Origin of the sequence: Alicyclobacillus tolerans (assembly GCF_900142255.1) — a bacterium.
Taxonomy (GTDB): domain Bacteria; phylum Bacillota; class Bacilli; order Alicyclobacillales; family Alicyclobacillaceae; genus Alicyclobacillus_I; species Alicyclobacillus_I tolerans.
In genome coordinates this window covers 40,728-59,992 of sequence record NZ_FRAF01000007.1, presented here as the reverse complement: position 1 = coordinate 59,992, position 19,265 = coordinate 40,728, and the positions used below count along the sequence as shown (strand labels likewise).

Here is a 19,265-nt window from a genome sequence, read left to right as displayed (position 1 = left end):
TGGTTCCGAAAACGATTTGGTTTATGTTTGCAAACAACCTGTCCATTTCTGCACAGGAAAGGAGCTTTTGCTTTGAATGATGTTGTTTTAAAAGAGAACGATGTTTTTCTGGTATGCGGTCAAGAAGGTACAACTATACGAAACTCGCAGGGTCAAGGTCACCACGGACTTTATTCGCGAGACACGAGGTTTCTGTCACGTTTGGATTGGTGGTTGGACCCTGAAGTACACATCATGCTGGATAAATTATCAGAAAATGGTTATGAAATATTTTACTGGTATACCAATACACCGCCTTCAGATATTTCGTCGATTCCCAGAGAATCTTTATGGATAGAACGGCATCAGTGGGTAGATGCGACTGGACTCTATGAACATGTGAAAATAAAGAATTATGCTCTCGATCCGCTGGAAATCAATGTGGGTTATGTGGTCGATGCGGATTTTGTCGATATGTTCGAAGTGCGCGGTTTTAAAGATACACCATTTCAAAGAGAAGTACAGGTTGTGACAGAAAAGACTGCTTGCAGCTATCAATACTCTGCTAGAGATGGACGTATTACCCGTACTCATGTCACTTTGGATGCACATCCAAATCATAGCGTGCAAGTGAATGTTTTGCCTGAAAAGAATGGAACGACTGCACGCCGTTATCAATGTAAGATACGACTTTTGCATCAAGAACAGGTCGAGTTGTTCCTCAAAGTGAAAATTGAGATCGTCCCAACCGTTACAAACTCAGTAGTCATAAGTGAATCTTGCATAGCTGAAAAGCAAACCGAAAACGATTTGGATCAATATCGATGGATTCGCGAGTCGTATGCTCAATGGTTCAATCAACTTCCTCAGGTTACTGGGGATTTGCGTTTTGCAGCATGGTATGAGCAAGGATTGAAAGATTTGCGGATGCTTCAAAGCAATTTGGGATACGGGACGTTGCTTACAGCTGGTGTGCCTTGGTACGCGGTGCCGTTTGGGAGGGATAGTTTAATTGCTGCACGGATGATGTTATTGGCTAATCCTGAATTAGCACGAGGAACTTTGCAGACAATGGCTCATTTTCAAGGCACTCAGGAAAGACCAGAGAAAGACGAACAGCCGGGTAAAATTGTTCATGAAGTACGCGATGGGGAACTCAGTCGACTGGGGATTCTACCTTTTGCTCCTTACTACGGGAGTGTTGATGCCACACCTCTTTTTCTAAATCTGGCAGCTGATTACTTGCGCTGGACGGGTGATGAAGAACTTTTAGAAATCTTGTTGCCCCATGTACATCGAGCTTTGGACTGGATTGAAAGGTATGGCGATCGCGATGGGGATGGATTTCTGGAATATTGTCGAGAAGCAGAAGATGGAATTGCGAATCAAGGATGGAAAGACTCTGGAGATTCCATTATGTACGCTGACGGTCGTTTGGTGGAAGGACCAGTGGCGCTGTGTGAAGTACAGGCTTACTTGTATCGGGCTTACTTAGATTGGGCGCAAATTTTCATGTCTCGTGGTGAAAAAGAGTTAGCAACTCGTTTACAGAACAAAGCATCAGAATTACAAAAGAGTTTTCGCGAGCGATTTATTCTATCGGATGGGAGTATAGCCTTGGCACTTGATGGCATGAAGCAGCCGTGTGCGGTGATTTCTTCCAACATGGGTCAGGTTTTGCAAAGCTTGCTCCTCTCCAAAGTGGAAGCTGATCGAGTGGCTGCGCGAATAACAGCCGAAGATATGCTGACGGGTTTTGGCATTCGAACACTTTCTTCTAAAGAGAAACGTTATAATCCGTTGAGTTATCACAATGGTTCGGTTTGGCCGCATGATACCTGTTTAGTATTGCAGGGGTTGCGCAACTATAGCTGCAGAGATGAGGCTGTAGCCGTCATGGAAAATCTGTTGCGAGCTCAAGATGCATTTGACTTACACAGGCTACCGGAATTGTTTGCTGGTTTTGGAATCTCCGAATCAGCCAAACCAGTACCTTATCCGGTTTCGTGTTCTCCTCAAGCTTGGGCCGCTGCAACACCGGTATTTGTCTTGGAACAAATCATTGGCCTTCGTCCAAACGCTAGTCGACAACAGATTGCGCTCGATCCGCTGCTACCCGATTCCATAAAGGAGTTGAAGATAGAGAGAATTCCGCTTGGTCATGGACATTTGTCTCTGTATCTCAAGTCTCTGAACAAATCGACCCAATATGATGTTTTACAAAACACGACAGGTTGGGAAGTTCTTTATGAACCTATGGCAAGGGAGGTGATGGCGCATTAGTGGCGCTGACTTGACATAGATACGTCAGTCAATCACCCCATTGTCCATCAAATGTGCAGTATTGAACAAAATCAACCCAGCAAACATTCAGTTACTAGGAAATCTTATCCTTGTCCATTGCAGATGCCAGTTAAGCGAAAATTTCACGAAAGTGAGGTAGATTTAATTGAAGCAAGTCAAAAAAGCAGCTATGTACTCTCTCGTGGGCTTGACTTTTTTAGGGCTAGTGGGTTGTGGTACAGCCAATAACAGCAACTCCTCGCAAGGTGGATCCACGAGTTCAGGTAAACCGGTAACTATCGTTGTAGCCAGTTGGTCTGGAACAAATGTAACTAACGGGATTATTGATCAGCAATTAGCTGATTTCAACAAGACACATCCTGGTATCCATGCGGTATATCGTCCGATTTCTGGTAATTACGAGACGATTCTCAAAACGGAGTTTGTGGCAGGAGATGCGCCAGATATCATTACATTAAACAATGGCGGGCAAGCGCCAACCTTTGAAAGTGAAGGGGCAGTCATACCGCTGAATTCCTATATCAAGCAGTCTAACTATTCTTTGAGCGATTTCTTCTCTGGTGCACTGAATATGTTTGTGGCGAACGGTCAGGTCTACGGTATTCCTCGTGATCAATCGCCGCTCGTTCTTTATTACAATCCGGTTATGTTCAAGCAAGCTGGCATTAGTGGCCCGCCGAAGACATGGGCGGAACTCTACGCAGATGCTAAAAAATTAACAAATCCTGCAAAGAAAATTTATGGAATCGTTCAGACACCACAGGAACCTCGTTGGGCGCAATTTGTCTATCAGGCAGGCGGCAGTGTCATGAATCATAACATGACTCAAATGACTTTAAATACTCCGGCAGCCTTGAAAGGGTTTTCGTTTTTTGTCAATCTCTATCGTTCAGGAGTTGCCGCACAACCACAGGATGTCGGAGCTACATGGGGAGGACAGGCGCTTGGAATGGGACGCGCAGCTATGACCTTTGAAGGGGCTTGGGCAATTCCATATTTGCAAGACACGTATCCGAACACTTCATTCGCTATAGCTACGTTGCCGAAAGGTCCTGTCAATAATGTCAGTCTGGATTTTCCAACCGCTTGGGCCATCACCAAAGATTGTTCGCATCCGCAACAGGCTTGGGAAGTCATTCAGTATCTGACTGGGGCAGGTCAAGCGCAATGGGTGGAACAGGGCGGACTGGTAACCGTTCGAAAATCTTTAATTGACATGCCCTATTACAAAGAACATCCGATTTATGAAAACATCTTGAAGCAATTGCCCAACGCAGTGCCTTGGAATTTTCCCAATGGGTTCGATCAATATGTGAATACGACACTTTCTAATGAGACTTTATTGGCGGTTGATGGAAAAGAAAGTCCTGCACAAGCACTACAAAAACTGCAAAGTGAAGGTGAATCAATTTTACAAAATGGAGGTAGCCAGTGATGGCCGCAGTTCAAGCAGACTCCCAGAGTCGGAGCGGTGGTCGTTTCCTGCGTGAAAAAGGCATGCAGAAATGGCGGCGACAGGAAACCGTCACCGCCTACCTTTTCTCTCTGCCGACTATCATTCTTTTGTTGATGTTTTCTCTTGGTCCAGCAGTCTATGCCTTTTTTCTGAGTGGCGTTTCTTGGAATCTGTTAGACCAAATGCACTGGATTGGATTGCATAATTATGCTGCTATTTTTCGTATGCCACTCTTCTGGACGGCAGTCAAAAATTCATTTATCTTTGCAGCAGTCGTCATGCCGGTGCAAACAATCATTGCCATGATATTCGCAGTAATCATGAATCAGCATCTTCCCGCCCGGCCACTGTTTCGTTTGGCATTCTTTTTCCCGTCCATCAGTTCATCAGCTGTTACGTCTCTGATGTTTATGTGGATTTTCAATAAACTGGGGTTATTGAACGGTTTTTTGAACTGGTTTGGGATTTCTGGGCCTGACTGGATAGGAGATCCTCGTTTTGCGCTTTCGGCCATCATGATATTAAACATATGGAGTACATCGGGATATTTCATGGTGGTTTTTTTGGCAGGTTTACAATCCATTCCACAAAACTTCTATGAAGCGGCAGCTATTGATGGAGCATCTGCATTTCAGCGTTTTTTGCGGATTACAGTGCCACTTTTGAGACCCTCCACCTTCTTTATTGTAGTCATGGGCATGATTGGCACACTGCAAATGTTTGATCAGTCCTTCATCATATCGGGTGGCACAGGTGGGCCGCTCAATTCTACCATGACAATGGCGCTACTTATTTATGAAGAAATTTTCTCCTATGGAAATGTCGGTTATGGAGCCGCGATAACGGTGTTTCTTTTTGTAGTTGTACTTCTGCTTACCCTGTTAACCAATCGCTGGCTTGGCAAACCGATTGAGTATTAATCGATGGCTGTTGAATGCGCAAAGTGAGGGAGGGTGAATGGTTAAATGATTGTATCTCCAGCGCAAAAAACATGGGGACGCATATCTCGCGGTCTGTATCTGCTCATTTTAATCGTTGGTGCGCTTATTATGGTGATCCCGTTTCTTTGGTCGCTTTCCACATCATTAAAGCCATTGAATCAAGCGTTGGCCTACCCGCCACGTTGGATTCCTCACCCCTTTTTGTGGAAAAATTATATAGATACGTGGAAAACAGTTCCCATGGAGCGATGGTTTCTGAATAGTACTTTGGTTTCAGTGGTTGTGGTCATTGGAAATTTATTGCTGGATGCGCTCGCTGGCTATGCTTTAGCAAGAATTCATTTTCGTGGACGCAATCTAGTGTTCTTTGGTGTCATATCTATGTTGATGATTCCTTTTCAATCCATCATGTTGCCAGTCTATATCGAGTTGCGCTCTCTTGGCCTTATCAACAGTTACGCAGGCATGATATTACCGCAACTGGTTTCGGCTATGGGCGTGTTTCTCATGCGACAAGCCTTTTTGAACATCCCGGAAGAAGTGGAAGAATCAGCCGTGATTGAAGGTGCTAGTCGGTGGCGAATCTTTTGGCAAATTACATTGCCTATGGTGCAGCCTACCATGCTTACACTGGCACTCATGATGTTCATGAGTTCTTGGAATAATTTTCTTTTACCACTACTTGTAGCCAATAAACTGCAATTTTGGACCCTGCCGCTAGGTATGGTAATGTTTCAACAGCAATATTATACAAATTGGCCATATTTAATGGCGGCAGCTGTAATGGCTACCATTCCAATAGCTATTTTATTCCTTATATTCCAAAAATGGTTTATCCAAGGTATTTCTACGACAGGTCTCAAATAGTGAAAAGTGCAAGGACACACCCTGTTATAAGGGTTGTGTCCAACGCTTTTCTATCTCGCGAGCTGAAGATAGGATCAGTGAGATGAGGCGTTGCAAACTTTCTTCTGTTTTGCGATAAATGGGGCCAGCAACGCCAATGCCTGCCAACAGTTCTCCTTTTTCGGTAAGAATGGGTGCAGCGACTGCAAAAGCGCCGTCATCCAATTCTTCCTCACTATAGGCATATCCTTTCCTGCGAATTTCCAATAACTCCTTTTTCAAGGATTCCACACTATCTGGAGAACTCTGGGATATTTCTTGTAATTGCGTCAGGACGGTTTCCTTTATAGCTTCACTAGCGTAAGCAAGCAAGATTTTGCGTGTAGCTCCACGATGGAGTGGGAGGACGCTGCCTGTACGTGTTGTCAGTTTGATGGGTAGCGGGCTGTCGATGGATGCAATGCAAATACCTACTAGACGTTCTTCATCCAGCATGGTCAAACTTACCGTTTCACCACTAGAGGCCGCTAGACATTGCATAGATGGCCAAGCCATTTGGCGTAAACTGTATTCCCGGTTGGCATGCATGCCAAGGATATAGGCACTCATACCCAGTCGATATTTTTTGTTTTCTTGATTTTGAGCAAGATAGCCATGTTCGGCGAGTGTTGTCACTAAACGAGCAACTACAGTGCGCGGAAGATGAAGAAGGTTAGACAACTCTGCCACGCCCAATTCCTCACCGTAAGTCACAAAACAATCCAAGATGCGCAAACCGCGAGCAAGTGTTTGTGAAGTGCGTGTTTTATCTTTTGATGAATCAGGTTCAAGCCAAATATCCATTACAGATAGTCTCCAGAGTTTGCGAAAGGCCAGGGCGGCAACATCCGGTTTAAAATTTTGTCTTCTCGATATCCAAGAGCGTATTCTGCCTGCATAATCGTATGAATCTCGCGAGTTCCTTCGTAAATAACAAGGGCTTTAGCATTGCGCATATAACGTTCTACCGGGTATTCGTTGGAGTATCCGTAGGCTCCATGGACTTGAATGGCGTCGGAGGCGCTTTGAAAAGCAACATCGGAAGCAATCCATTTGGCAAGTGAAGTTTCACGAGTGTTGCGGACTCCTTGATTTTTTAACCAACCTGATTTAAACACAAGGAGTTGTGAAGTTTGGTAACCAGCTTCCATTTTGGCGATCATTTGTTGAACTAACTGATGTTTGCCAATCTCTACACCAAACGTCTTGCGTTCATGGGCGTATTTCACGGAGGCATCTAAACAAGCACGCGTTAATCCAGTCGCACCAGCAGCAACAGTGAATCGACCGTTGTCCAAAGCAGACATAGCAATTTTAAATCCTTCACCTTCATCTCCAAGGCGGTTTGCTGCTGGTACGCGAACATCTTCCAAAATGACTTCTCCTGTATTCCCGCCATGAATACCGAGTTTGCCACGAATCGGTCGGGTGGTAACACCAGGATAGTTGCGTTCCACAATGAAAGCTGTGATACCTTTATGTTTCTTGGACGGATCGACCGTCGCAAAAATTAAAAAATGGTCAGCATAGTCACTCAGGGAAATCCATATTTTCGATCCGTTCAGAATATAGCTGTCACCATCACGTCGTGCTCTGGTTTGCAATGAACCAGCATCTGAACCTGCACCAGGTTCGGTAAGTCCGAAGGCACCTAATTTGCTTCCTTCTGCCTGAGGTTTTAAATATTTTTCTTTTTGTTCTTCTGTACCCCACTGTAATAAAGTCATACTATTAAGTCCGGTATGTACAGAGACGGCAGTTCGGTAGGCGGTATCTCCATATTCAAGTTCCTCGCAGACAATAGCTAAGGAGTTATAATCCATGCCAGCGCCGCCATACTTCTCAGGTATGCAAACGCCCATCAACCCCAGCTGAGCTAATTTCTGCACTACACCCATCTCAAAATGATGTTGTTCGTCCCATTCCTTCATATAGGGAATAATTTCGGTTTGGACAAATTTTCGTGTCATTTTTTGTAACTCTAATTGCTCTTGGCTGAGTGAGAAGTCTAGCATGTAGCTACCACCCCTTCATGGATCCACGTTTGAATTTGATTTTCCAAAAATCCACATTCTTTTAAAATGATTTCGCTATGTTCACCGAGTCTGGGAGGAGGCAGGCGAAAGACTGGCGGAGTCTTTTCTAGTTTTAAAGGACTGCCGAGCAGTCGTAATCTATCAATCGTCGGGTGACTTTCGCTCTCCCAAATCATTTGTCGTTCGGTCGTTAGTGATGAAGCTAGTGATTCTTTAACACTTTGTACTGGTCCGGCGGGTACTCGTGCAGCACGCATCATAGAAAGAACCTCTTCTTGAGAGTGTTGAGCCATGGCTGTTTCTAGCAGCTTCAAGAGGTCTTCACGATGTTTCACACGTTCGGCATTGGTTGAAAAACGCGGATCCGTTGGTAATTCGTCAAGATGGAGAACATGGCAAAAGTCGTTAAACTGTCTATCGTTGCCTACCGTAATAACCACATCTCCGTCACGAGTATGGAAAAGCTGATAAGGAACAATGTTTGGATGGCCATTACCTATGCGTTTGGCATCAATGCCGCTTGTCAAAACATTGCTTGCGACGTTGACTAACATGGCAAGCTGTGTATCGTAAAGCGCCATATCAATAGCCTGCCCCTGCCCAGTTTGTTCGCGAACACGCAGTGCTGCTTGAATAGCAATGGTTGCGTACAAACCTGTACAAACATCAGTAATGGCAACGCCTACTTTGACGGGGCCAGCTTCAGCGTAACCAGTAATACTCATGAGACCGCCCATTGCTTGCATCAGATAGTCATAACCAGGTTCGTCACTTTGTCTGCCAAATCCAGAGATAGAACAATAAATCAGGTCAGGTTTCACAGCACTAACCTGTTCATAAGTGAGGCCAAGGTGTTGTGCGGAAGCTGGTAAAAAGTTATGGAGCAAAACGTCTGTGTGTTGCAACAGTGTATTGAGAATTTTTTGGCCTTCTGGATGCTTCAGATCGATCGCCAGGGAACGTTTGTTTCGATTGGCACAAAGATAGTAAGCGCTTTCTCCACCTATAAATGGAGGTCCCCAATAGCGCGTATCATCACCCCCTTGAACGGATTCAATTTTGATGACATCTGCACCGAGATCTGCCAAATTCATGGCACAAAACGGGCCTGCCAATATGCGTGAACAGTCTAATACACGGATCCCTTGCAAAGGTTGCATGAATACACCACCTATTATAGGAATAACATTCCTATAATCGATAGAATAACATGAGATTTTGCATATTTCAATCTATTTTGTGGTGCGGTAAGAGATTGTAGGTGAGCAATTTTCTCCACACTTTTTGGGATGCAAAGTTGGGTGCAAGGCTGAACGCTTTGTTTCGCAGTTGGATGGCTAAATGATTTTCTATTTGCGAGAATTCACCGAGCCAGCGAGCAAATTTTGCCATATGTGCGACTCTGCGTTTTCGTAAAACTGCGAAACGTGCGCATGCTTTTTGCCAATCCTTTTCTTGTTGCAATGCATGAAGTAAAACGTGTGCATCTTCTAGAGCAAGACAGCCTCCAAAGCCTAAATTAGGTGTGATGGCGTGGGCAGCATCTCCCATGAATAGAAGAGGTCCTGAAGATAGAGGATACCCTGGGGCTATATCGTAAATGGAATGGCTGAAAATTTCATGATTAGGTGTATGGTCAATCCATTTCTGTATCGAGTCAGGCAGATTGGAGAACTGATGACGGATGGAAGGGAAGGATTGGTCATCTTTTTGCATCCATCGGTAGTTGAGTGTAGCAAACCAGTATAGGTGATCTGCGTCGATTCGCGCATATCCAAATCGCCGTCCAGATCCCCAATATTCTGCCATATCCCATTGAATGTCATACGCGTTTTGGATGATTGCTCGCCAAGCGTGATAACGAGTTGGCCGCTGCAAATGACCATAGATTGATTTGCGAATATTGGAATGAATACCATCTGCCGCAATGATTCCATCAAAACAATCTTTTCGGCCACTCCCAAATTCCACATAAATTTTTTGGTTTCTTCCCATTTCAGTGTGGATTGCCGTATCTTGTTCAATTTTTGGTCGATCCAGTATATCCCATAACCAATGAAGGAGATGGGAACGGCGCACACAGATGGGATAACGAGAAAATTCTTCCTTCATCCAATGTAGAGGAAGTTGCAAAAGAAGGGTGCTTGTTTCTTCAAGCAAGACTCCAGTTTTGAGAGGATGTTGTGCAATCTCTGAGATTTTTTCACTCGTCAATTGATTCAACGCGAAAAGCGCGTTAGGCCATAAAATCAATGCAGCCCCCCCATCTAACGGGTTTGCATCGCGATCGAACAACACGTAATCGATGCCGGATTGTTGCAACGCTGCAGCAGCAGCTAGCCCGGCTACTCCTGAACCCAGTATGGCAATACGCATCATAGATTCCCCTTTTTATGCTTTCCCATAAAGACCGTGAGTCATCAAAGTGTGCCTGAAGTTGGCCTTTCTTGAAAAGAATGATTAAGATGGATATTGGGAGTTTTCAAGTTAGAAATGGAGGCGCTGCCAGATGAAACGCTCTCCTGATGGATCGCGCAGTCCGAGGTTGTTGCGGAATACGATTCTATCCATTGTCATTCTCATTGTAGTGTCTATTGCCATTATGATAGGTGTAGATACTCGTTCTGGCTTTTTAAAACATATTCCTAAGACTTGGCTTGATATTGTCAAAGCTTTGCTTGTGTTTGCGGTAGGTGGTATTGTATCCACGATTTTAGAGCGCAATTTATTTCGCATTTCGTTGAATAAATTGGGCCCACAGCGTTCCACGCTCTTTCGCTATGTTGCTCGACTGTTGCTTTTTTTGACAGTTATCATTAGCGCATTGACTGCGTTTGGGGTCGGCTTACCCAGTGTCATTTTTGGTGGAACCTTTATTACGGTTATTGTAGGTTTGGCAGGCCAAACGGTGTTTGCCAACATTATTGGCGGTATATGGTTGCTTTTGTTTCGGCCTTTCCGAGTCGGAGACCCAATTGGCATTGTAGCCTGGCAATTTCCTCTTTTAATGCCAAGCTATCCTCACGAAGCAATGCGTCCCATGTATTTTGGTGTCGTCCGTGATATTAACCTGATGTACACAGAGATTGAAAGTGCCGATGGTTATTTGCAAATGATTCCTAATGGAATTATTGCGCAGTCATTTCTGGAAAACAAATCCACCCCAGGAAAGCACCGCATACATTTCCGTTTTGATGTCGATCACGCTGTACCTGTAGATACTTTTCTACACGAAGCAAGAATTTTTTTAATGAAAAGGTTTAATGATGAAGATGCTCGCCCGGAGGTTTGGATTGCAGATATTGGACCTGCAACCTATTCCATTCGCATCAGTTTGTTCTCAGACGATCACGAAGAGGCACTCAAGTCCGAGATACTACAGCAAATGATGCGCCTTCTTCAACAAATCAAGAAAAAAGAAGAAGCCAATGCTGAACAAACCAGCAATTAGATATTCGCCTTTTGGTTACGAAAAATTGGCCGGTTTTCGTAACAAGCGATTGAGTGTCTCTCTGCGCAGGCCCATGAATTGACTGATTTCTTCTTGTGTGAAGATGGAGAGCGGATCGATATCAGGAAATTCTTGTTTAAACCAGTGGATGAAAGCGTTAAAACGCTCTTTGGCTGTAACGGTAGTTAACTGGTCAATCCGTTCTTGCATCATACGCAATTTATGTTGCAGGGAAAGAGATACTTCTCTATATAAATAAGGGTTCTCCTCTAATTGGTGGTACCAATCCTCTGAATTGATAACTTCGACTTCCGAATCCATCATGGCTATAGCGTTTCCGTGGTAAGGCTTGGGGCTGACCAGCGAATGGTGAGGAAACAGTTCACCCGGCAGCAAAATATTAAATAGCAGCGCTTGTCCGTCTGCTTGGTAGCGCACGACTTTCAATAGTCCAGTATGCAAACGATAAAGCGAACCCATTTCACCTTGGCGAAATAAGCATTCGCCACGATGCAATTTTATCCATGTCATTTCGTCACACCTTCGTCAGGTTTTCTGTGACTGTAGTCACAGAGACTTTCCAAAAAGGAGCGTATTTTCATAAATGCCAAAGAAAAAATAGTTATCCATCCACAAGGGAGTGGTTCAGATGACCGCCGTAGTATCTAATTTAGAAAAAATCAATACGATGAAGATGCTGGACGATCGAACGATAGAGATTGTAAAATCTACTGTTCCTGTTTTGCAAGTTCACGGGGAAGCCATTACACGACGCTTTTATGAACGTCTTTTTGAAGCTCACCCAGAATTGTTAAATATGTTCAATCATGCGCATCAACAGCAAGGGCAGCAACAGATGGCATTGGCCAATGCGGTATATGCGGCTGCACAGCATATTGACAATCTTTCAGCTATTTTGCCATCCGTGCGTCAAATTGGCCACAAACATCGCGGTTTGGGTGTAAAAAAAGAGCATTACCCAGTGGTGGGGGAAAATTTGCTGCTTGCTATTCAAGATGTGCTGGGTTCAGCGGCGACCCCGGACATTCTGGCAGCTTGGGAGAAAGCGTATGGTGTAATAGCATCCACTTTCATGCAAATGGAACAACAGTTTGATGAACAAGCATCCGCACAACCGGGTGGGTGGAGTGGCTTTCGTTCATTTCAGGTCAAACGCAAAGTTAAGGAGAGCGATGTCATCACATCTTTTTATCTAGAGCCTGTTGATCAAGGTGCCATAGCTTATTTTATCCCTGGTCAATATATTACGGTTCGCGTTCAACCGAAAGATCAACCGTTTGTTCATTTGCGTCAATACAGCTTGTCGGATGCGCCTGGTTTACCCTATTATCGGATTTCTGTCAAAAAAGAGAGTGCCATTCAAGAAAAACCAGCCGGTGTCGTATCTTCTTATCTTCACGAGCAAATTGGTGTAGGTGATGTCATTGAGGTCAGTGCTCCTGCAGGAGTATTTACATTAGATCGCTCGCATGATTTACCCATCGTTCTGATCAGTGGCGGTGTTGGCTTGACGCCTATGATTTTGATGCTCAATACATTGATTTAATCTGGAGACAAACGGCCGATTGTCTATATTCATGCTGCATTGCAAGGTAGTGTACACGCTTTTGCTAATTATGTTGAAGAATTAGCAGAAACACACAGTCATTTATCAGTTTACACCATATACGAAAAACCCACAGTTGAAGATGAAGCGCTTCAACGTCATCAACTAAGCGGCTATATCACAGACGACTTTTTACGTCCGCTAGTTCCGCAGAACGCGGATGTCTACTTCTGCGGACCCACACCGTTTATGCAAGCAGTTTATAGAATTTTGCACTCTATAGGTATTCAGGAAGATAGGATTCACTATGAATTTTTTGGACCGGAAGGAGTTTTGACGAATTTGACTTGACTTTTTCAGATTCCGTGCTATGCTTTCACTAAATTTCATAGGAACCACGCTCTTATCAAGAGAGGTTGAGGGACTGACCCTGCGAAGCCTCGGCAACCGGCCAATATGTCGGCACGGTGCCAATTTCAGAGGAATGGTTTTCATTCCGAAGATGAGAAGACGGTGGCATCGGATTTGGATGAACCCCCTTCTCGTTTTTGTGAGTAAGGGGGTTCGTTTTTCCTGTCCAAGAGGCGGCATTCCATGGTCTGTAGTGCTTGAAAGTCGTGGGTATCCAGAGAAAGGTTGAGCCTATGTCATCACTTTATGATCCTGAACAATTTTTAAGCCGCTTGCCTCATCTGCCCAAAGATAAGCCGGCAGCAGTAGTTTTCAATGCACATATTACAGGCTTGGCCGTAACCAGAGCGCTCGGACGTGAAAATATTCCTGTTCTCGCCCTTGACAGGGATGCGCGAGCTTATGGATTAGCTTCCAAGTATCTGCATTCCGCCGCTATTTGTCCCAATCCCTTGACGAATGAAGAGGATTTTGTCGATTTTCTACTACAAATGGGCGAGCGTTTGCCTGTCAAGGCTGTTCTTTTTCCGTCTAATGATGAGTGGGTTTTTGCCGTTTCCCGTCATCGTGATCGGTTAGAAAAATATTATCATTTCCCTTTTTCACCACTGGAAATTGTGGAGTCTGTTTTGAATAAGAAAAAGCTCTACCAGACTGCTGAAAGACTGGGTGTACCGATTCCTAAAACATGGTATCCAGATGAATGGATGGATATAGAGGCAGAAGCAAAAAAAGTAACCTATCCTTGTATTCTCAAACCGGTTGAACAACGTAGTTTTTATGATGCATTTTCTGCCAAAGTTTTGGAAGCCCATACGCCGAATGAGGTCATTCAGCTATTAAAAAAAGTGTATCCTCATTCCGTGGTTATCCAGGAAATTGTGCCGGCAGGTTTGTCAAACTACGTATCTCTTTGTTCCTATATGCGGTCGAATGGAGAAATGGTTGCAGGATTTGTGGGACGTAAATTAGAGCAATATCCTCCCGATTTTGGTACAGGATGTTTGGTTAAATCTGAGGATTTGCCCGATTTAGCTGAGTTAGGAGCAAATATTTTACGGACCTTAGCTTACTACGGAATTTCTGAGTCGGAATTTATTCTCGATCATCGCGACGGAGTCTACAAATTACTTGATATCAATACGCGTACCTGGAAATGGATTGGACTTCCCATCGCCTGTGGTTGGAATTTACCTCTTTACGCCTATGAGGAAGCGATCGGCTCTCCACTGACTTTGCCTGTCTCTCCGACTCGTAAGGGGATGCGTTGGGTTTATCTGAAAGATTATTTGACACTAAAAGCAAGCGGGAAATACGTATCACCACAAGAGCATTTGCATGTCCATGAATTGGCAGAATTGCTGACAGGAACAAGCGAAACTTGCTTGGATGCGGTTCTTGATTTGGACGATCCGGTTCCGGCAGCCAGATTGCTGGAGAATTTTTATACACGTTCTTATGTATGTCCTTGCTAGAAACAGAGAAAACGGGAGGTTGGAGAAAGATGAGATTTGGATTTTGGATGCCTATGTTTGGTGGTTGGCTACGAAATATTGAGGATGAAGGTATGCCAGCTTCTTTTGCCTACGCTAAGAAAGTAGCACAATCTGCTGAACAATGGGGATATGATGTGAGCCTGTTGGCGGAACTTTATTTAAATGACATTAAAGGGCCAAAAGCGGACGCTTTAGAAGCCTGGACGACTGCTGCTGCGTTGGCATCCGTCACAGAGCGGCTGGAATTGATGGCGGCAGTCCGTCCAGCCTTTCACAATCCTGCAGTGACAGCCAAGATGGCTGCCAACTTGGATCACATCAGTGGTGGGCGCTTTTCGCTCAATGTTGTGTCGGCTTGGTGGGAGGAAGAAGCTCGTCAATACGCTGGACAATTTTCTCAGCATGATGAGCGGTATGCTCGATCTCAAGAATTTGTGGATGTGCTGCGCGGGATGTGGATGGCAGATACATTTACGTACGATGGACAATATTATCAGATCCAAGAGGCTCACTTGTCACCCAAACCCAAGCGAAAATTGCCCATGATTTATGCTGGCGGTGAAAGTGAACGGGGCAAACGATTTATTGCCGAATCATGTGATGCCTATTTAATGCATGGTGGAACAGTGGAAGAAATTCGTCACAAGACAAGAGACATGAAAGAACGCCGGCAATTAACTGGTTTAGGCCCGTTTTCTTCCTTTGGTATGGCAGCTTACGTGATTGTTCGCGATACCGCAGAGGAAGCTGAGGCGGAAAAAAGAAGGATAACTCAAGTCAAGGCCAAAGCAGGCGGAGGTTATGCTGGTTTTCAGGATTTTACTCAAAAATCAGAGTTGGAACAACAAATTACTCTCGAAGATTATTCGGTATCCAATCGCGGTCTGCGTCCAAATTTAGTCGGTACACCAGAACAGGTAGCAGAACGGATACTTGAATTCTCTGAAGCCGGACTGGATTTGCTCTTGCTTCAGTGTTCACCGCAATTGGAAGAACTGCAAAGGTTTTCAGAACAAGTGATGCCACTTGTTCGATCGGAACGGTCTGTGGGGCAAATCGCCAATTAATCCTGTCGATCCGCTTTGTTCACAACCTTCTCAAATAATTGTTTCATGTAGGCAACTTCTTTCTGATATCGTGGCTGAGAGAATCCGTTATAAGAAGGGTGCGGAATACCGTTTACCACTAGCCAGTTTGGAGAGTGTACTTGACTGAGCCGAAAAAACTTCTGTGCAAACCTGCCACACGGTACCAGTATCAGCCTGCGTTCGTACAACGCAGTCAACCGTTTGCGCAGGTTAGCCAGCAGAAGATCTTGAACAATATTCCATTCCTCGCGAGGATAGATGTCTCGTTGATTCGCACTCCGAAGACTTTCTAAAATCTCCATTATTTCCGGGAACTTGCTTCGTGTCTGCGCACTATAGGCGGCCGCTTGCATCGGCAAATTTGATGCGTTCATCAATCCAACTTGATAGAGACGACGGTCTACCAGCTCTCCTTTTCTATGTTGCAGAAGTAAACGCCCCATAGGCAGCGAGTGATAAGCAGAGTCGAACAGATGACGTGTCATGGACAATCCGCTCGATCCGCTGACAGGGGCTCCATACTTTAATTCTTGGAGATGCGGACTTTCCAGCAAAAAAAGGAAGTTAGCTGTTTGCAGACCGAGATCGGGCACAAGATACTCAGTCGACAAGCTGTTAAGAATGCTTCGGAAATGGTCGTATAAACTTGGTGAAGTGGTATGAGACATGTCCATCCAACCTCTCTTTCGCAGGTTTTTAAGAAAGCTGTAGGATTTTATGTGGGTGGATGAGTATAAGAAAAAATGAATTTTTAATCTTCTTGTAAGGTATTCTTACAAAACATCTTGACGCGTTTTTTTCCCTCCTGTAGCCTTGCATATAAAGACAGAGATTTCAGAAAGAATGACTAGGAGGATGAAAATGAGCGTCTCCCTTCGCAATCGCTTCTGGTTGTTTCTTGGTACATTTTTAGTGGTATTGTTAACCCCAACTGTAGCTGATGCAGCGACTCCATCTATGGTCAGTGCTGGTGACACAGCCTGGATTTTGGTTTCATCTGCTCTAGTCATGCTGATGACACCCGGATTAGCTTTTTTTTACGGCGGAATGGTCCGAAAAAAAAATGTCATCACGACAACTTTCCAAGTCTTCGCCGTACTTTTAGTGGTTTCTGTACAATGGGTGGTCATTGGATACAGTCTTGCCTTTGGACCTGATGTTCACCATATCATTGGGAACTTCTCTTGGGCAATGTATCGGCATGTGGGTGCAGCGCCTGATCCGAATTATGCAGCGACCATTCCTAATTTTGTCTACGGTATTTTTCAGATGATGTTTGCTGTGATTACTCCTGCTTTGATTGTTGGAGGTTTAGCTGAACGTGTAAAATTTTCTGCTTTTCTAGTCTTTATCCTGCTTTGGTCGACTTTCATTTACGATCCGCTAGCACATTGGGTCTGGGGTGCAGGTGGATGGCTGCATAATCTTGGTGTTCTTGATTTTGCCGGAGGGACAGTCGTTCATATCTCATCCGGAGTAGCAGGTTTAGTGGCTGCCATTTATTTAGGAAGACGAGTTGAGCATGGTACGGGAGCCATTAAGGCACATAATGTACCATTTGTATTATTAGGCACGGCTTTGCTTTGGTTTGGTTGGTTTGGGTTTAATGCGGGAAGTGCTTTGCAAGCGAATTTTCTTGCTGCAGAGGCATTTTTAACCACAAATACAGCAACAGCCGCCTCAGCGTTGGTTTGGATGTTGGTCGAGCGATGGCATACGGGTCATGTAAGTCTTGTTGGGGCATGTGCAGGAGCCGTCGCAGGGTTGGTGGCTATTACGCCTGCTGCCGGTTATGTGTCTGTTGCTGGAAGTCTTGCTTTAGGAGGTTTAGGGGGAGCTATCTGTTATTTCGCTTCCACGTGGATGAAAAATAGGCTCGGCTATGATGATGCCTTAGATGCGTTTGGGGGACATGGTATTGGTGGTACCTGGGGAGCACTCGCAACAGGTCTGTTTGCTACCCTTGCCGTCAATTCAGGAGGAGCCAACGGATTGTTTTATGGCAACCCGCATCAACTTCTTCTACAAACCATCGGCGTGGCAAGTACTTGGATATTCTCAGGTGGAGGTTCCTTGTTGCTCCTCTTTGTTATCGACAAAGTGATGGGATTGCGAGTCACGAAGGAAGAGGAAATACTTGGTCTGGATATGACACTCCATCATGAGTCGGCCTATCCTGAACAGTTGTCAGTCGATGAATTGCCGAAAATTCTCGGCGCTGATCCGTCCGCTTTAGGTTTGGTATTGCGTGAATAGCCATGGTTTCTGAGCTGCGCGTCCGATTCTGCTGAACCGGATCGCGCGGTTTTTTTGTTACTTATTTAACTCCCAAAATATTGTTGATATTCCCAATCATGAATATGTTCTTCAAAACGCTGATACTCCTCTAATTTATGGCTCAACCAGATGGAGAAAAGCGTTTCACCAAGAGCATCGGCAATCCATTCATCTTCAGACAAAGCATCACAAGCTTCGAGCAGTGAACGAGGCAGACTTTCAGGGATGGTAGAAGTGCATGAGTTTGATGTTTTGTGAATAGTTGGTTGATCCAAAACGGGTACCAAAGTAGCGAGTAATGCAGTCAATGTAAGATAAGGATTCATCAACGCGTCTGGAGTATAAAGATCTATACTCGTTGCTTGTTCTTGAGCTTCTTTATGCACAATGTAATACGGTTGGCGTTGACGACGCAGGATTTCCAATCGTCGAAAGCTGTTTATGGTGGGATTGCAAATACAGGAGAGAGCCGAGGCATGATCAACCATCGTTTGAGCCCATTTCTGAATGAGAAGAGGATGACTTTTCAAGCCTGGTCCAGAACAGCGCAATTTTAAACGCATTTTTTGTGGTCGCGCATCATTGTGAGGAAGAGGCATAAGACTGATAAAATGCTTTCTTTCTTTGATACGGCTCATCAGGAGATGTCGGACAAGCGCAAACCCATCCGCTGCTTGCAATAGATGTGCGCTTTCAAGATGTATCAAAAACTGATGAGTGTGCGAAAGCTGTTGCATGGAAATAGAAAGGCCTGATAGACATCGAACATCGCTTAGCCAGTTTTCCAGCCAATCTAGATTGGATGATTCATGCTTGTTATTGGCGTCATAATAAAATGAAAATTCACATGCTGCTTGAATAGCCAATTCTCTTTCATCCAACATGCGCTGTATGTGATAAAGGCGTGCTCGACTATCGCCAGCGTAAGGACGTCCATCCGCAAGATGCAATTGACAGATGACGCTCGAGAAAAGAGAGTCTTGTGTAGAAGAAAAACATCTATATGTTTTCCAGTCTGGAATGACTTTCATCTCGGTTTCTTGAACGCGCAAGGCGCCTTGTATTGCAGAACCATCCATCAGCCATCCATTTTCCTGGATTTTTCGGATTTCCTTAAAGGGTATAATGATGGATTTCATGCGTCCTGACCAGTCACTGAAAAGCAGATTTAATCTGGCATCAGGGTGGGCACTTAACGATTGGCTCTCAGTGACATGATTCAAATCCAGCATCCTCCCCGAGTCGACAATAACATGGAGCAGTGTTTCTTTATGACGAATACCTTGTTATTTAGTATAAAATGCAATCTCCAAATTTCATATACAGAATAGACTGAAAAAGGTTCGCGTACTTTTTGTCCCATGTTAGACTGAA

15 protein-coding genes, 1 pseudogene and 1 riboswitch are annotated in these 19,265 nt (G+C 44.6%); of the genes and pseudogenes, 9 read left to right on the top strand and 7 right to left on the bottom strand.

The window, feature by feature from the left end; translation table 11 throughout:
• The first annotated feature begins 72 nt into the window (after positions 1–72).
• The 4 genes from BUA75_RS05250 to BUA75_RS05235 all read left to right on the top strand — a co-directional run bounded on the left by BUA75_RS05250 (position 73) and on the right by BUA75_RS05235 (position 5,547).
• Positions 73–2,262 (top strand): amylo-alpha-1,6-glucosidase, encoded by a 2,190-nt coding sequence (locus BUA75_RS05250; protein WP_072873524.1) that lies wholly within the window; start codon positions 73–75, stop codon positions 2,260–2,262.
• 166 nt (positions 2,263–2,428) lie between these two features.
• Positions 2,429–3,718: an ABC transporter substrate-binding protein gene (locus BUA75_RS05245; protein WP_072873523.1), complete on the top strand. Its 1,290-nt coding sequence runs from the start codon at positions 2,429–2,431 to the stop codon at positions 3,716–3,718.
• Positions 3,718–4,659 carry a carbohydrate ABC transporter permease gene (locus BUA75_RS05240; RefSeq protein WP_083574101.1) on the top strand — a complete coding sequence of 314 codons (942 nt, stop codon included), beginning with the start codon at positions 3,718–3,720 and terminating at the stop codon, positions 4,657–4,659. Before BUA75_RS05245 ends, BUA75_RS05240 begins: the two co-directional genes overlap by 1 nt.
• A 45-nt stretch (positions 4,660–4,704) precedes the next feature.
• Positions 4,705–5,547, top strand: coding sequence for a carbohydrate ABC transporter permease (locus tag BUA75_RS05235; RefSeq protein WP_072873522.1), 843 nt, complete (start codon positions 4,705–4,707; stop codon positions 5,545–5,547).
• Between the two features lie 24 nt (positions 5,548–5,571).
• Here BUA75_RS05235 and BUA75_RS05230 read toward each other — a convergent pair whose 3' ends face one another.
• The 4 genes from BUA75_RS05230 to BUA75_RS05215 form a co-directional block, all read right to left on the bottom strand.
• A complete protein-coding gene (locus BUA75_RS05230) occupies positions 5,572–6,369 on the bottom strand; it encodes an IclR family transcriptional regulator (protein ID WP_072873521.1) in 798 nt (265 codons plus the stop codon).
• Positions 6,369–7,580: an acyl-CoA dehydrogenase family protein gene (locus BUA75_RS05225; protein ID WP_072873520.1), complete on the bottom strand. Its 1,212-nt coding sequence runs from the start codon at positions 7,578–7,580 to the stop codon at positions 6,369–6,371. Before BUA75_RS05225 ends, BUA75_RS05230 begins: the two co-directional genes overlap by 1 nt.
• A complete protein-coding gene (locus BUA75_RS05220; RefSeq protein ID WP_072873519.1) occupies positions 7,574–8,761 on the bottom strand; it encodes a CaiB/BaiF CoA transferase family protein in 1,188 nt (395 codons plus the stop codon). Before BUA75_RS05220 ends, BUA75_RS05225 begins: the two co-directional genes overlap by 7 nt.
• A 67-nt stretch (positions 8,762–8,828) precedes the next feature.
• A complete protein-coding gene (locus tag BUA75_RS05215; RefSeq protein WP_165611950.1) occupies positions 8,829–9,977 on the bottom strand; it encodes an FAD-dependent monooxygenase in 1,149 nt (382 codons plus the stop codon).
• A gap of 133 nt (positions 9,978–10,110) precedes the next feature.
• Here BUA75_RS05215 and BUA75_RS05210 point away from each other — a divergent pair, with 133 nt between their 5' ends.
• Positions 10,111–11,052: a mechanosensitive ion channel family protein gene (locus BUA75_RS05210; protein WP_072873517.1), complete on the top strand. Its 942-nt coding sequence runs from the start codon at positions 10,111–10,113 to the stop codon at positions 11,050–11,052.
• A gap of 15 nt (positions 11,053–11,067) precedes the next feature.
• Here the strand turns inward: BUA75_RS05210 and BUA75_RS05205 are convergent, their stop codons facing one another.
• A complete protein-coding gene (locus tag BUA75_RS05205; RefSeq protein ID WP_072873579.1) occupies positions 11,068–11,574 on the bottom strand; it encodes a Crp/Fnr family transcriptional regulator in 507 nt (168 codons plus the stop codon).
• Positions 11,575–11,746: 172 nt separating this feature from the next.
• Between BUA75_RS05205 and hmpA the strand changes: the two are divergent.
• The 3 genes and pseudogenes from hmpA (at position 11,747) to BUA75_RS05190 (ending at position 15,593) form a co-directional block, all read left to right on the top strand.
• A pseudogene (gene hmpA / locus BUA75_RS05200) lies at positions 11,747–12,970 on the top strand (NO-inducible flavohemoprotein).
• Between the two features lie 49 nt (positions 12,971–13,019).
• A riboswitch (SAM riboswitch) is annotated at positions 13,020–13,128 on the top strand.
• A 108-nt stretch (positions 13,129–13,236) separates the two neighbouring features.
• A complete protein-coding gene (locus BUA75_RS05195; RefSeq protein WP_207549712.1) occupies positions 13,237–14,505 on the top strand; it encodes a carboxylate--amine ligase in 1,269 nt (422 codons plus the stop codon).
• 29 nt (positions 14,506–14,534) lie between these two features.
• Positions 14,535–15,593, top strand: a complete 1,059-nt coding sequence (locus BUA75_RS05190; protein WP_072873516.1) for an LLM class flavin-dependent oxidoreductase — start codon at positions 14,535–14,537, stop codon at positions 15,591–15,593.
• Here the strand turns inward: BUA75_RS05190 and BUA75_RS05185 are convergent.
• Positions 15,590–16,282, bottom strand: coding sequence for a hypothetical protein (locus tag BUA75_RS05185; RefSeq protein WP_129583526.1), 693 nt, complete (start codon positions 16,280–16,282; stop codon positions 15,590–15,592). The two genes, BUA75_RS05190 and BUA75_RS05185, sit on opposite strands and share 4 nt — an antisense overlap.
• A gap of 289 nt (positions 16,283–16,571) precedes the next feature.
• Between BUA75_RS05185 and BUA75_RS05180 the strand changes: the two genes are divergently transcribed.
• Entirely contained in the window at positions 16,572–17,870 is a 1,299-nt protein-coding gene (locus BUA75_RS05180; protein WP_207549714.1) for an ammonium transporter, read from the top strand.
• 65 nt (positions 17,871–17,935) lie between these two features.
• Here BUA75_RS05180 and BUA75_RS05175 read toward each other — a convergent pair whose 3' ends face one another.
• On the bottom strand, positions 17,936–19,114 hold the full coding sequence (locus BUA75_RS05175; RefSeq protein ID WP_072873513.1) for a glutamine synthetase beta-grasp domain-containing protein: 1,179 nt from the start codon (positions 19,112–19,114) through the stop codon (positions 17,936–17,938).
• Positions 19,115–19,265: the final 151 nt, after the last annotated feature.

Coding starts and splice junctions, on each gene's coding strand:
- BUA75_RS05240 (WP_083574101.1), top strand. CDS start 3,718: ATGGCCGCAGTTCAAGCAGACTCCCAGAGTCGGAGCGGTGGTCGTTTC.
- BUA75_RS05235 (WP_072873522.1), top strand. CDS start 4,705: ATGATTGTATCTCCAGCGCAAAAAACATGGGGACGCATATCTCGCGGT.
- BUA75_RS05230 (WP_072873521.1), bottom strand. CDS start 6,369: ATGGATATTTGGCTTGAACCTGATTCATCAAAAGATAAAACACGCACT.
- BUA75_RS05225 (WP_072873520.1), bottom strand. CDS start 7,580: ATGCTAGACTTCTCACTCAGCCAAGAGCAATTAGAGTTACAAAAAATG.
- BUA75_RS05220 (WP_072873519.1), bottom strand. CDS start 8,761: ATGCAACCTTTGCAAGGGATCCGTGTATTAGACTGTTCACGCATATTG.
- BUA75_RS05215 (WP_165611950.1), bottom strand. CDS start 9,977: ATGCGTATTGCCATACTGGGTTCAGGAGTAGCCGGGCTAGCTGCTGCT.
- BUA75_RS05210 (WP_072873517.1), top strand. CDS start 10,111: ATGAAACGCTCTCCTGATGGATCGCGCAGTCCGAGGTTGTTGCGGAAT.
- BUA75_RS05190 (WP_072873516.1), top strand. CDS start 14,535: ATGAGATTTGGATTTTGGATGCCTATGTTTGGTGGTTGGCTACGAAAT.
- BUA75_RS05185 (WP_129583526.1), bottom strand. CDS start 16,282: ATGTCTCATACCACTTCACCAAGTTTATACGACCATTTCCGAAGCATT.
- BUA75_RS05180 (WP_207549714.1), top strand. CDS start 16,572: ATGGTCAGTGCTGGTGACACAGCCTGGATTTTGGTTTCATCTGCTCTA.